Below are 13,355 nucleotides of genomic sequence, written 5' to 3' on the forward strand. Positions count from 1 at the left end.
ATTTGCTTCGCCAAATGAAAGTAACCAAAGCAAAGGCGACCCCGATTGTCTGCGACCCGGAGCTAAGCTCCGGGCACCCTGCGTTGCTCGCTTTTCATGGGGACTGGCTGAACTCGCTGCGCTCGAACAGACGCCAGTCCTGAATCCATGAAAAGCTGCGCTACTCGGCGCAGCCAGACGGGGAACCCAACTGCAACAGCGACTTGGCATTGCTGCGCTGGCCCTTGGCTTTGAGGGGGCATACCCCCAATTCCCCAACTGTTTGTTATCCCGGCCTTGAGCCGGGAACTCGTGACGTTTGCGGGAATGCAACAAGATGCCAGATCAGTCCGGCATGACAGGTGTGTGAGAAAGAGAAATGCTGGGGCGGCGTATCCTTGAAAAGTCTGTGAAAACAGCCTGTTAAAAATCAATCTGCGCCGACACGCGGAATACGCGTGGCGCGCCCGGGATCAGGTAGCCGCCTAATGCGCTTGATGAATCGCCCCAATAAAATTTGTTGAACACATTGTCCACGCCGAAGCGGAAGGTCGTGACCGTGCTGCCGAATTCGGCCATATAGCGCGCGCCCAGGTTCAGCACGTGATAGCCGTCCACCTTTCTGTTCAAGCTTGCGATCTCGTTGCTTGGGGAGAAGTATTTGCTGCCGGAGTAAATCCATGTTGCATTCAGCTTAAGGGCGGGGATGCCCGGCCATGCATATTCGCTATACACCGCGGATTTGAATCTTGGTACGTTGCCTGCCTGCTTGCCTTCGATGCGTGGGTCGCCCGTACCTTCGGCCCTGGCCCGCAACGCGGTCAAGCTGGCGCCCAGCATCCAGTCGCGCGTGACACGCCCCTGGGCTGCGAATTCCAGGCCGCGGTTGACTTGTGTGCCGTTGACCACATAGGTTGATGTGCCGCCCGGATGTTCATCTACATATTCATTATTGCGCTTGATCTGGAAGATGGCTGCCGACAGGTTGATATCCTTGGTTGGCTCGGCTTTCACGCCAAGCTCCATTTGTCTAGACTTGCTGGGGTCCATGATGATCTCGGCATTCGTAGTGCCGGTAGGTGCCTCACCCCCAGGCTCCAGACCCTCTGCATAAGAGCCATAGAGTGCCACCGTGGGTTGGAGGTTGTAGACCAGTGCAGCACTCGGCAAGATAAAGTTGTTATCGGTACTGCGTGTGGTGACCCCTGATGAATTGAACTGATCGCGCTTGAGTGCTACATAACGTACACCCGCGTGCAGCTTGAGCTGATCATTCAGTGCCATGACATCTTGCACAAAAATCGCACGTTCTTCATCTTTACGGCGCAAGTGAACGGGATTGACGGCTGCTGTTGAGTAATTGTCGTAATAGACAGGATTGTAGATATTGCTATCGCCAACATACTGGAACGCATAGTCGGCAAAGTGATCGCGACGACGCAGCGTGGAAAGGCCAACGGTGAGATCGTGCTTTACCGTGCCTGTGATGGCATCGCCTTGTAGCAGTGCTTGGGTGGTGGTGATGGAGCGCTTGTCATTTTTACGACGCAGGTCGTAGAGGGCATACTGTCCACTACTGCCATATCCAACCGTTGCATTGGTTGGACAATAGGCTGGAGCATTGGCTAAATCATTAAAATTCCAGCAACCCGAAGGTAAAGCCACGGCATCATCGCGATGTAGCACTGATTGGTTGGCCTGCAAGGTGGTACGCCAGTGGTCGTTCAGCGTGTAGTTGAACTTCACGCCGATATTGTGGCTGTCATCGACGACAGGGCTGCTCCAGGATTGATCATTGAGCATCTGCTTGGCACGAATGCCTGTCGGAATGCGCTGCTCCGGCCCAAGCAGCTGGAAGCCTGGCACGGTCAGTTGCGATTTGTGCTGATAATCCAGATCAAGCTGCAAGAGCGCACGGGGACTCAAGTGGAAATCAAACGCACCTGAAATGAAGTTACGATGGCCTGTTGAGCCATCAATATAGGATTTGATGTCTTCCGCCGCAGCATTGATGCGATAACCGAAGATACCGTTTTCAGTGCGTCCGCCAATATCTACCGCGCTATATACCGTACCGCGCTCGCGAACCTCAAAGGTTGCTGTGTGCAGCGGCGTATCGGTGGGGCGCTTGGTCACATAGTTGAGCATGCCGCCTGCAGCAGCGATGCCTGATTGCAGGCCTGCCAGGCCTTTGAGTATTTCGATGCGCTCCTTGTTTTCCATCGGCACCATGGCTTGCGCCAGAATCACCAATCCGTCCTTGCGATAGTTGGCACCCTGATCCAATACGAATCCGCGAATCGCAAACCAATCTGCCAGACCAACGGCATTGTAGGAGTTTTGCACACTAGCATCCCACTTCACGGCATCGGTGGCCGAGCGCACGCTGCGGTCCTGCATCTGCTCCTGCGTGATGACATTGATCGAGGCTGGCGTTTCCAACAGCGGTGTTTCGGAGAAGCCGCCAACGCTGGCGCTGCGGGCAACGCCATGGGCAGATTCGGAGGTGATGACGACTTCCGGCAATGCGTTTGGCGCTGCGGAGGCGGTATCGCTGTCATCATCGCTCTGGGCCAGGGCAACAGGCGCAAAAGCGCAGGCAACGGCCAGCACGCTGAGTTTTTGACGAAAAGGGAAAGCAGGCATTGTTTGGTTCCACTCGCGTTAGGGACAAGCATGCGCGGGAACGGACAAAGAATCTCTGGATGGACCTTGAGTGGCTTTGCGCTTTCCTACGCTGGCATTATCCAGGTCAGGTTCAAGGGTATTTCTCACCCGAAGATTCGGCTCTTCAGGACCCCTAGCGTGGGACGTATACTAACAAAGAAAGTGGAAGAAATGCCAATTTTCGTTGCGCACAGGGTTGGATGCCGCGCATGGCAGCCAATTGGCTGCGTATTCAAGTGAGCCATGTGGAAAGGTTTGTGCGTAAAAGCCTGTTCAATGGCGATGGGCCGGAAAGTGAGCTTCCGGCCATAGTAAGTGCAGGTGCGGCAGCACATTAGGTTCGCCGATCTGGCTGGTGAGTCCTGCGCGGCGCAGTTTTTCCAGGATATTGGGTCTGGCTTCGGTGATGACCAGCCGGATCTGGTGCTGTCTGCAAGTGTCCAGCAGGTTCCATAATGCCTGCATGCCGGTGGCGTCCATGATCGGTACGCGCGACATCCTCAGCACAATGGTGTCGGTATCCTCGCGTATGGTTTGCAGGCGGTGCTGCAGGTGCTCGGCAGCGCCGAAGAAGAACGGCCCTTCCAGGCGATAGACCAGCATGCTGGATGGCAGGCGCCATTCGCGCTGTCCGTATTCCTGTTGCAAGTCCTCGTCGCTCAGTTGCGTCACGCTCACCGTGTCGGCCATGCGCTTCATGAACAGCAGCGTGGCGAGCATGACGCCGATATTGACGGCAATCACCAGATCGCTGAACACGGTGAGAAGGAACGTGATCAGCAACACGGCAACATCCGCGCGTGGAGCGGTCTTGACCATATGCAGGAAACGCGTGGCCTCGCTCATGTTATAGGCCACCACGAACAGGATGGCTGCCAGTGCCGCCAGCGGGATATTCACCGCCAATGGCGCCAGCAGGATGACGATCAGCACCAGGGTGGCCGCATGCACGATGCCCGAAAGCGGGCTGTTGGCTCCGTTGCGGATATTGGTGGCGGTGCGGGCCAGCGCGCCAGTGGCAGCGAATCCGCCGAACAGGGGAGCGGCGATATTGGCAATGCCCTGGCCGATCAGTTCCTGGTTGGATTGATGGCGTGTGCCGGACAGGTTGTCGGCCACCACGGCCGATAGCAATGATTCAATCGCCCCCAGCAGCGCAATGGTGAAAGCCGGGCCAATCAATTCGATCATGGTTGCAGGGCTGATGCCTGATGGCAGAGAAAAATGCGGCAAGGACTGCGGAATGCCACCAAATGCGCTACCTATGGTCGCGACTTCCTTGAAGTGGAAGACGGACTGTACCAGTGTTGCGGCGATAATCGCTACCAGTGGGCCAGGAACTCTCTTCCAGCGGCGGTTGGAGAAAATCAACACTGCCAGCGTGAATATGCCAAGTAATGCAGTCTGCCATTGCAGATGCGGCAATGCCTCAAGCAAGTGCAACAGTTTTTCATGAAAATGATGCGAGGCTTGCGGGGAGAGTCCGAAAAAATCCTGCCATTGCCCGACAAAGATAATCACTGCAATGCCGCTGGTGAAACCGATGATGACAGGCTCGGGGATATAGCGGATAACGCTGCCCATGCGGGTGAGTCCCATGACCAGCAGCATGACACCAGCCATCAGTGTGGCGATCTGCAGGCCCGCGATACCATACTTTGCGGTGATGCCGGACAGGATGACGATGAATGCGCCGGTCGGCCCGGTAATTTGCACGCGGCTGCCGCCAAACAGGGAGGCGAGCGTGCCAGCCACGATCGCGGTATATAAACCTTGTTCCGGCTTTGCGCCCGAGGCGATGGCAAAGGCCATGGCCAGCGGTAGCGCCACCACGCCGACGATCAGCCCTGAAATGATATTGCGGGACCAATATTGACGCGAGAGCAAACCCGCGTGCTTGGCTTCAAGGATGGCAATCATGATGTGGTGGGAAAATGTATAAAGCAAACATTATAGGGCTTTTCTACTCATGCCGTCATGCGGGCAATGCGGTGTGCTATAGACAGTTGCAAGGCAGATCAGTAGTTTTGAAGGCGAGCAGGGCGGGCCCGTTTACAGCGATTCGATGAAACTCAGCAAGGCATGACGTTCTTCTGGCGTCATGGCGCGTACCATCTCCTTTGCTTCCTCGGCTTCCCCGCCATGCCAGAGAATGGCTTCCAGAATGGTGCGCGCGCGGACGTCGTGCAGGAATCCCGCGTTTTTCTCCACCAGCTTAGCCAGGCCTATGCCCCACAGGGGAGGCGTGCGCCATTCACTGCCGCTTGCCGCGAAATCCGGGCGGTGATCCGCGAGTTCTGGCCCCATGTCGTGCAGAAGCAAATCGGTATAAGGGGCGATGGTCTGTTGACTCAGCGCCGCCAATCTGGGGAAATCCCCTGTCTTTATCTGGGGGCGGTGGCAGGCTGCGCATTGCGCCTGCTGGAAAAGGATTGCGCCGCGCTGTACCAAAGGCTGGTCCTGATGGCGCGGCGCAGGCGCGGCCGATGCCAGTTGGTAGAACGCCATGTTATCGAGCTGCTCAGTGGTGATTTCAGGCGTGCCTGACACTGGGGCCTGCTTGCAGCCGGTTTGCTGTTCGGCACAATTGCCATGAGGAAACAAGCGGGAGGACAAGCCCATGTCGCCAGCCAGGGCGTTGGCCGTCTGTTCGCGCAGCGTCGCCACATTGGCCTTCCAGCCAAAGCGCCCGATCACCTGCCGTTGCTGCTCCGCGCTCCAGACACGATTGAGCCTGCCCTTGATCTTGCCGGGCTTGGGTTGCGATTCCAGTGCCAGCAGGGTGCTGTCCGCAATGGCTTCGAGCAGGCCCGTGCCATAGATACCGGGCGCGATGCGGGCCGAGGTTTGCAGGTTGTCCGGCAGCGTGCCATAGGCCAGGCTGCTGAACGTGATGATTGGTTTGCGCAGCTTCACACGCTCGCCGCCGTTCAATGATATTTCGCTTTCCTCGTAACGCAGATGGGCGCGGCCTTCGGCCTCGACGCCCGGCGCGCCGAATTCCTGCAACTGGTCGCCATACCATGGATGGGGCAACGGGCTGCCTTCAGGTGTCTTGCCGGGGACGCTCAGGCGGACCAGCATGGCGCGCATGGATTCTTCCGGGCCGTCAGGCGCGAAGCCGCGTCCGTTCTTGGCATGGCAAGCAATGCAGGAGTTGCGGTTATACAAAGGCCCCAGCCCGGCAATATCGCGGTCTTCCGCCGGGGAAATGATCCAGCTTTGCCGGACCAGTCCTCGGCCTAACTGGAACTGCAGGTTTTCTTGCGAGGAAAGCGGACGGATAGGCTGGCTATAGGCTTCGCGGCTTGCAAGGCTGGTCAGCACCTGCGCCGGTTCATCGCCGTGGGTAGCAGCGGGAGCCAGGGTGAGAATGCAAACAGCGAGGGACAGGATGCTGCGCATAGCCCCAGGATTACCGCTGTGACGCGATACGGGCGGCTTCCTGGTAGCGCTCGTGCATGACTTGCTGCCACCGGCTGATGTCCGCTTGCTTGGGAGGCTGCAGGGATTCTGCCGCGGTTTCGTCGATCGGTAACTTTTGCAGCAGCTCCCTGGCCTTGGTCACTTGCGGCGCATCGGCGCCCAGCTTGGCGCTAGCACTCTCGATGGCGCGGATCGCCTGTTGCAGGGGCGCCAAGTTGAGGGTGATGATGGCATCGAACAGCGCATTGGTGGCTTCCTGGCGCGCTAGCCCGCGACGGTTGTCGTACACAAAGGCCGGATTGTTCTCGAATGGATTGAAGTAACCGGCAGGCTTGTCTGCGTACACCGAGGCCCTAACCGGCAATTTGCGGATATCGGGGTGGAACAATAGCCGCTGCCCTTGTTCGGACAGCACGAATGCGCTGAAAGCCTTTGCTCCTTCGGGGTTGGCTGCATGTTTCATGATGGCAACGTGGGCAGGGGAATAGCCAGTCAATTTAGGGTAGGCAAACTGCAATGGCGCACCGTTGGCAATGGCGGATGCCGTGAAGAAATCGATGGTCAGCCCCGCGAACAGGCGGCCGCTGGCAACATCGTCAGTGACGAAAGTCGCGCCCGCAGTCACCAGCTCCGCATTGGCGGCGATGGCCTGCAACAGGTTCCAGCCCGCCTGCCAGCCGTAACCCTGCAGCAGGATATCAATGAGCGGCGGCGCATAGCCGACCTTGGAAGGGATGGGCAGCGCGACCTTGCCCTTGAATCCCGGCTGACTGAGATCTGCCCAGTCATGGGGAACAGGCAGCCCGGCGGCGGCCAGGGCCTGCGGGTTGCTCACAATGCCGTACCCGGCAATCTCACTGGCGATATGCTGGCCTTCGCGCAGGGGAAAGCCATTGACGGTTTCAGGCAGGCCATCCAGCTTGATATCCAACGGCTGGAATGCTTGCATTTTCTCAAGCTGGGCGAAATTGCGCTGGGCAGGCGTCCAGTACACATCTACCGGCTGGCCTGACTCCTTGAAGTAGCTCATGGCGTCGCGCGATTGCCGCCAGAGAATCTCCAGCTTGTATTGCGGATACTGCTTCTCGAAAGCCGCCTCGAACTGCGAGACGACTTCCTGCGGATAGCTGGTCATGACAATGACCTTGCTGGTGTCCGCAAATGATGCCTGGCTGCCCAATAGCAGCCAGAGCAGAAGAACTCGGGAAAGCCAGCTCGATGCTGTCTTGATAGCCAATGCTGTCTTGAGGGTCATCGAGCTGGTCATACAGTTCTATCCGTTGCTTAGTTAATTAAAAGTTACGTGTGACGTTGATAAACATATTGCGGCCTTCGAGGTAATAACCTTCGGAGTACGCATAGTTTTTATCCGTGATGTTATTCACACCAAACTCAGTTTGCCAGTCCGGGTTGAACTTATAACTACCCTTGATATTGGCAATCACGAAACCCCTGGCGGAAAACCAATCTTTAGTATTACCGTTTTGGCGGGAATAGCGAGAGGAGGCGGCTTCAATGTTACCAGTAAGGGCCAGTGCGCTGGTGGCTTGCCATTTACCATAGGCAAATAGCTTATGGTCAGGCACATCAGTCAGCTTTTCATGACCACTTTTGTTATCCCGATCAATATAAGAGTAATTCGCACCCAGCTCCAGGTCATCCGTAGCGTAATAAGTGGTCGCCAGTTCAATGCCTGTGCTTTCAACTTTACCGATATTCCTGTACTGACTACAGCGTGAACCGCTGGAGCAGGCAGAGTTGGGCAAACTAAAACTCGCAATTAGGTCCTTGGTATCGTAATAAAAGACCGAGCCTTCCAGACGCAATTTGGGAGTTACAAACGCGGATGCCCCGATTTCATAATTGGTCGAAACTTCGGTATCAAGTCCAGGATTAGGCACAGCTCGGCCAAAACGACCAGAGAAGCGATCCTTGATGGTGGCAAAGCGACTCTTTTTGGCGATAGTGGCATGAATCTCACTATCCTTGGTTGGGCGATAGAAGATACCAGCTTGTGGGTTCCATGCATCCGCATTTTTTCTTGGGAAATCAAAAATAGACGTAGTCGTGGTATTAAACCCTTCTGCCTGCAATGCTTCACGGCGGTCATAGCTGATCCCGGTAACTAATGCCAGCTTATCGGTGAATTGATGGGTATCCTCAAGACCTATAGATGTAGTTCTATCCTCGAATCTTTGTACCGGATTACCTTTGTCATGCTCACGGTGTACGTCGGTCTTATAGTGTAAGGCTAGTTTGATGGTGTTGTTGTCGGTAATTTTCGTGCCGAATTCAGTGCTGGCGCCGTAGCTGAAGTCGTCATAAATACTAGGCTTGCCATCTAGTGTCGTATAGCTGGCATCCTTGTAAATACGGAGCGAATTCTTGAATGTGTCATAGAAAGCACGCACTTTGACATAGCTGTCCTGACCCAATTGGGTATTAGAAATGAAATATAGGCTTTCCTTATCCCATTGCGGCCAATCCCAATACACTGGGGAGTCTCCTGAATCGCGGCGGCTGGCATTGACCGGGGATCCTCTGGAGCCTTGCTGATTGATATAGTTCAGTGAGTATTCGTCAGTGTCGTTAGGAGTCAAGCCAACTTTCAAGTTGATCTTGCCATCGTGATAGTAGGAACGTTCACGATCGCCACCATTTTCCGCAGGAGAGGGGTGGAAATCACTGGAAAGACGATAGCGATTATTATCTACGGATGAAGTATTGGCTTGCCAGTACCAAGTACCGTAATTCCCGCCCAGATTCAAATCGGCAGAATAGCCGTTATAGCGGAAATCCTTGTCTGTCTTGAAGCCGACACGTGCGCTACCTTCAAATTCTTTTGTGGGCTTGCGGCTGACGAGGTTGATGGCGCCGCCCAGGGTATTGGCACCATATAGCACAGAGCTGAAACCCTTGGAGACTTGAATCTTGGACAAATCAAAAGTATTGAAACGGCCAAGGTCAACATAACCATCGTAGGAAACGTAGACTGGAATCCCGTCGATATACAGTGGAACTTGTCTCAGATCGAAACCACGCAACATGACAGTTTGCTCATTTCTTCTGCCAGCTTGATTCATGACGACGCCAGGCAAGATATTCAGTGCAGTGCCAACCGTTTCACGGTTGAACAGACGCAGGTCTTCCTGTGTGAGCGTGTTGTCAGCCAGGCGACTGCTTTCTAGCTCCTCTTTGGTAGTGGTGACATTGATCTCACCCAAGGTAAATGGCGCGACTTCGGCAAAAGCGGCTGGCGTGCCGGCGGCCAAAGCAATGGCGACGGCGAGCCTGAGCGGTTTGTAGTGGTTATACATTGATCTCCCCAATGCGTGTAAGTGGTTGAAATGAAAAGGCGGGATTAAAGCTTAATTCATTATATTTGTAAATATATAACGAAGGTAGTAGAAGGGTGTGTGTTTGCTGAAATGGCTTGATCTGGTAGGCTTGCGCGAAACTTTTCATGGATGTTGCCGTGTCGCCTTTATCTGAAATTCGCAAGTATCTTGAGTCGGTGGCGCAAAGCTCGCTGGATGATATCTATGCGATCGATCCGCAGACATTGCAGGTAGTCAGCGTGCTGGTGGATGGAACAGAAGCCCCGGTGGCAGAGTATCCATTGGCGGATTTGCAGCAGGCCCTGGCAGGGCCGGAGGTGCGTGAGTTACTGAATATGGTGCCTGTGGATGCGGCGATGGTGGATATCAGCCATGAGTTGCAGGATATCAACCGCTATTTTGGCGAGTTCCGGTTGTTGATGGTGGGGCGCGGCGAAGGCAGGGTGTTGCTGGTGATGCGCGATAGCCGCGCATTCAGCCGCCATATCATGCGAGTGCTGAATGAAGGCTCCCACCTGAACGCGTTGATTTCCAATACGCCGGGTGTGGTGTACCAGGCGCAGCTGGACAGGCAAGGGAAATTTGGTTTCCTTTACCTGAGTGACGCGTGCCAGTCTTTGCTGGGCGAGGAGGCAGAGGTATTTATTGCTAATCCCGATAGCTTCCTGGCCTTGATTGATGACGAGGATCGCGTGGTGTACGAGAAGCATATCTGCCAATCTGCCCAGGGCCTGAACGTGCTGAACTGGACGGGACGTTTCTGGATGCAGGCCTGGCAAGACACCAAGTGGATCAATCTGCGCGCCAGCCCTCGCCGGATGCCGGACGGCACCGTGCTGTGGGAAGGTATCATGACCAATATCACGCAGAGCAGGCGCGAGCAGCAGGCTATCCGCCAATCGCACGAGAAGCTGGCGCGTTTGTCTGCGCAGATGGCGCAGATCAAGGAAAAGGAGCGCCTGAAGCTGGCCCAGGAGGTGCATGACGACCTGGGTGGCAATCTGACAGCCATCCGCCTCGGCTTGTCTTCCATCATCAAGCGCCTGGGGCCGGAGCAGGAGACGCTGCTGGCCAAGGTGCGGCAACTGGAGACGATTGTAGATGATACCTTCGAGGCTACCCACCGCATCGCCAGCGACCTGCGGCCCAATGTGCTGGAGTTGGGCATTGTGGCGGCATTGGAATGGCAAGCGGCGCAGTTCTCGGAGAAGATTGGCATTTCATGCAATTTTTCGTGCAACCAGCCTGATTTGACTGTTTCTACCGACCATGCCATTACCTTGTTCCGCATCTGCCAGGAGGCCATGTCGAATATCGCCAAATATGCCCATGCCAGCCGGGTGGAAGTGGTGCTGGAAAGCTCGCCCGAGGAAATCGTGATGCAAGTGATCGACGACGGTGTAGGTATCGCGCCAGCTGATATGCTCAAGAACAATGCCTTCGGCATCAGCGGCATGGCGGAGCGGGCCGTGGCGCTGGCCGGGCAATGCAAGGTGCAAGCAGGTAAGCAAGGCGGTACAATAGTCTCGGTAACCCTGCCAGCGCATTCTGCCGATATCGGAATGACGGCTGGGCCACATTAATATATAAAAAGTATCCAACCATCGCTTGCCTATGTCTTCTACATCGACCATCAAAGTCATTATCGCGGACGATCACGCCATCCTGCGCGAGGGCCTGAAGCAGATTCTGGCTGAAACCGAGGATATCGAGGTGATCGCAGATGCCAGGAATGCGGCTGAAGCGATCAAGCTGGCTGGCACCAAGGGGCTGGATGTGATGGTGCTGGATATTTCCCTGCCCGACCGCAACGGTATCGAGGCATGCGGTATCATTAAGAAGGAATATCCGCATGTGCCTGTCCTGATGCTCTCCATGCACCGCGAGGATGTTTATGCGATTCGCGCGCTACGCGTGGGCGCTTCCGGCTATTTGAGCAAGCAGGGCGCTTCCGACCAATTGGTGACGGCGATACGCGCCGTGGCCAAGGGCAAGAAATATATTAGTGAGGAAGTAGCATTGGCGCTGGCCAACCAAGTGAATGGCGGCCTGGAAAAACCGATCCACGAAACCCTGTCCAACCGTGAATTTCAGACCTTGACCATGATTGCCTCTGGCCAATCCGTGAGTGAAATTGCGGATAGCCTCTCGCTTTCCGTCAAGACCGTAAGCATGTACCGCGCCCGCCTGCTGGAGAAGCTCAATTTGCGGCACAACTCCGATCTCACCCATTACGCGATCAAGAACAACCTGGTCGATTGATTTCAAGCGCAGATCTGGCGCTTTTTCCCCCGTTTTTTATCCTGATTGCCTTATCTTGCCGCTCGGTAAGATGTCGCTGTGTCCTGGGTATGTGTTTTTTGGTTAGGCACAGGCGTTTATTTATTGCGTGAAAACTTTAGGGTTGAAAATAATTTTTTTTGTTTTATCAAACCAAATTATTGAATATAAATGTTTTTATTGATTTTCCTGATTGCAGGAAAGGGAAGGCTCTAAAGATTTTTTTAATCAATCCGACATCAGGGTCATGGCATTGCAATCAGATGCTATTCGAGAGAAAACCAGTATGAATCAAGCATCTAAATTTTCTCCCGAAGCTACCGATAACAGTCTTAACAGTAACGTGATTCAAGGCTGTGAAGCGATACCAAAGACAACAGGTGTTGTTTTTGAAATTAACTAAATCGAAGGAGAATTAACATGGCTGCAGTTATCAATACCAACATGGCTTCGCTGAATGCGCAACGTAACTTGAGCACTTCACAATCCAGTCTGAACACTTCCTTGCAACGTCTGTCTTCCGGCTTGCGCGTGAATAGCGCCAAGGACGACGCTGCCGGCCTTTCCATCGCTACCCGCATGGATGCGCAGGTGCGCGGCCAGACTGTGGCGATCCGCAACGCCAACGATGCAATTTCCTTTGCCCAGACCGCTGAAGGAGCTTTGGGTAAAGTGACTGATGCGCTGCAACGTATGCGTGAATTGGCTGTGCAATCCATCAACGCTACTAATGGTTCTGGTGACCGTGCTAACTTGGATGCTGAATTCCAGCAACTGGCTACAGAAATTACACGACTGGGTACGGACACCAAATTTAACGGTAGTGCCGTATTCGGTGCTACAGCAATGACTTTCCAAGTCGGAGCAGATAGCGGTCAAACGATTACGGTAAATGCAACTACTGCTGTTTCTATTAGCGGGGCTGTCACTGATGCAACTGTTGCCAACACTGCGTTGACCGCGATTGACACTGCGCTGGACGATGCCAACACCAAACGCGCAACTTTGGGCGCAGTACAAAACCGTTTTGAATCCGTGATTGGCAGTTTGCAAGTGTCGGTGGAGAACCAGACTGCCGCCAAGGGCCGTATCATGGATGCCGACTTTGCCGCAGAAACTGCCAACATGACCCGCGCGCAGATTCTGCAACAGGCTGGCACTGCGATGCTGGCACAGGCGAACTCTGTTCCCAACAATGTGCTGACTTTGCTGCGAGGCTAAGACTGAAAAGCTGAGTGACATGGTGAGTGCCCACAGCCTGCTTGAATTAAAGAGGGCTGTGGGTTTTGCATAAGGAATTTGAAAATGGTGATTGCGAATCTGGAAGCATATGGGCAGGCAAACAACCTGACTCCCTCTTCGACGCGTAATGCTGCATCTGTTGATGCATTGCCAGGCTCCAAGCAATTGGTCGAGCAATCGGAAGCGGTTGAGGCCAATCAACAGGATGTGGAGTCTGCGGTAAAGCAGATCAATGCGTTTATTTCGCCTGTCATGCAATCCATACAGTTTTCTACGGATAGCGATTCCGGCAGGACTGTTGTGAAGGTAGTGGATGCTGAAACCCAAAAGGTATTGCGGCAGATCCCGAATGAAGAAGTGTTGGCGATTTCCAAGACCCTGGACAAGCTTCAAGGGTTGATCATCAGGCAAACCGCCTGATTT

The 13,355-nt window shown here is 54.5% G+C and carries 10 protein-coding genes and 1 riboswitch; of the genes, 5 read left to right on the top strand and 5 right to left on the bottom strand.

What is annotated here, in order from left to right; genetic code table 11:
* Positions 1-402 precede the first annotated feature (402 nt).
* The 5 genes from V7Z75_RS02815 to V7Z75_RS02835 all read right to left on the bottom strand — a co-directional run bounded on the left by V7Z75_RS02815 (position 403) and on the right by V7Z75_RS02835 (position 9,344).
* The gene (locus V7Z75_RS02815; protein ID WP_334107062.1) at positions 403-2,625 is read right to left on the bottom strand and encodes a TonB-dependent siderophore receptor; all 2,223 of its coding nucleotides are present in this window, start codon (positions 2,623-2,625) and stop codon (positions 403-405) included.
* Between the two features lie 66 nt (positions 2,626-2,691).
* Positions 2,692-2,791: riboswitch (TPP riboswitch) on the bottom strand.
* A 128-nt stretch (positions 2,792-2,919) separates the two neighbouring features.
* Positions 2,920-4,566, bottom strand: a complete 1,647-nt coding sequence (locus tag V7Z75_RS02820) for a SulP family inorganic anion transporter (RefSeq protein ID WP_334107380.1) — start codon at positions 4,564-4,566, stop codon at positions 2,920-2,922.
* A 132-nt stretch (positions 4,567-4,698) separates the two neighbouring features.
* The gene (locus V7Z75_RS02825) at positions 4,699-6,051 is read right to left on the bottom strand and encodes a di-heme oxidoreductase family protein (protein ID WP_334107063.1); all 1,353 of its coding nucleotides are present in this window, start codon (positions 6,049-6,051) and stop codon (positions 4,699-4,701) included.
* 10 nt (positions 6,052-6,061) lie between these two features.
* Positions 6,062-7,339: an ABC transporter substrate-binding protein gene (locus V7Z75_RS02830; RefSeq protein ID WP_334107065.1), complete on the bottom strand. Its 1,278-nt coding sequence runs from the start codon at positions 7,337-7,339 to the stop codon at positions 6,062-6,064.
* A 25-nt stretch (positions 7,340-7,364) separates the two neighbouring features.
* Positions 7,365-9,344, bottom strand: coding sequence for a TonB-dependent receptor plug domain-containing protein (locus V7Z75_RS02835; protein WP_334107067.1), 1,980 nt, complete (start codon positions 9,342-9,344; stop codon positions 7,365-7,367).
* A gap of 203 nt (positions 9,345-9,547) precedes the next feature.
* On the opposite strand from V7Z75_RS02835, the gene V7Z75_RS02840 reads away from it, so the two are divergent.
* From V7Z75_RS02840 to V7Z75_RS02860, 5 genes are all read left to right on the top strand, one after another.
* Positions 9,548-10,993 (top strand): sensor histidine kinase, encoded by a 1,446-nt coding sequence (locus V7Z75_RS02840; protein ID WP_334107069.1) that lies wholly within the window; start codon positions 9,548-9,550, stop codon positions 10,991-10,993.
* Positions 10,994-11,024: 31 nt separating this feature from the next.
* A complete protein-coding gene (locus V7Z75_RS02845; protein ID WP_334107071.1) occupies positions 11,025-11,672 on the top strand; it encodes a response regulator transcription factor in 648 nt (215 codons plus the stop codon).
* Positions 11,673-11,883: 211 nt separating this feature from the next.
* On the top strand, positions 11,884-12,093 hold the full coding sequence (locus V7Z75_RS02850; RefSeq protein WP_334107073.1) for a hypothetical protein: 210 nt from the start codon (positions 11,884-11,886) through the stop codon (positions 12,091-12,093).
* Between the two features lie 17 nt (positions 12,094-12,110).
* Positions 12,111-12,911 (top strand): flagellin N-terminal helical domain-containing protein, encoded by an 801-nt coding sequence (locus tag V7Z75_RS02855; protein WP_334107075.1) that lies wholly within the window; start codon positions 12,111-12,113, stop codon positions 12,909-12,911.
* Between the two features lie 84 nt (positions 12,912-12,995).
* Positions 12,996-13,352, top strand: coding sequence for a flagellar protein FlaG (locus V7Z75_RS02860; RefSeq protein ID WP_334107077.1), 357 nt, complete (start codon positions 12,996-12,998; stop codon positions 13,350-13,352).
* Positions 13,353-13,355: the final 3 nt, after the last annotated feature.

The sequence above is a fragment of the Methylobacillus sp. genome, from assembly GCF_036844465.1.
Taxonomy (GTDB): Bacteria; Pseudomonadota; Gammaproteobacteria; order Burkholderiales; family Methylophilaceae; genus Methylobacillus.

What these genes read in the sequence shown, in the direction of transcription:
- V7Z75_RS02830 (WP_334107065.1), bottom strand. Translation starts at nt 7,339, where the DNA reads ATGACCAGCTCGATGACCCTCAAGACAGCATTGGCTATCAAGACAGCA.
- V7Z75_RS02855 (WP_334107075.1), top strand. Translation starts at nt 12,111, where the DNA reads ATGGCTGCAGTTATCAATACCAACATGGCTTCGCTGAATGCGCAACGT.
- V7Z75_RS02845 (WP_334107071.1), top strand. Translation starts at nt 11,025, where the DNA reads ATGTCTTCTACATCGACCATCAAAGTCATTATCGCGGACGATCACGCC.
- V7Z75_RS02860 (WP_334107077.1), top strand. Translation starts at nt 12,996, where the DNA reads ATGGTGATTGCGAATCTGGAAGCATATGGGCAGGCAAACAACCTGACT.
- V7Z75_RS02815 (WP_334107062.1), bottom strand. Translation starts at nt 2,625, where the DNA reads ATGCCTGCTTTCCCTTTTCGTCAAAAACTCAGCGTGCTGGCCGTTGCC.
- V7Z75_RS02825 (WP_334107063.1), bottom strand. Translation starts at nt 6,051, where the DNA reads ATGCGCAGCATCCTGTCCCTCGCTGTTTGCATTCTCACCCTGGCTCCC.
- V7Z75_RS02820 (WP_334107380.1), bottom strand. Translation starts at nt 4,566, where the DNA reads ATGATTGCCATCCTTGAAGCCAAGCACGCGGGTTTGCTCTCGCGTCAA.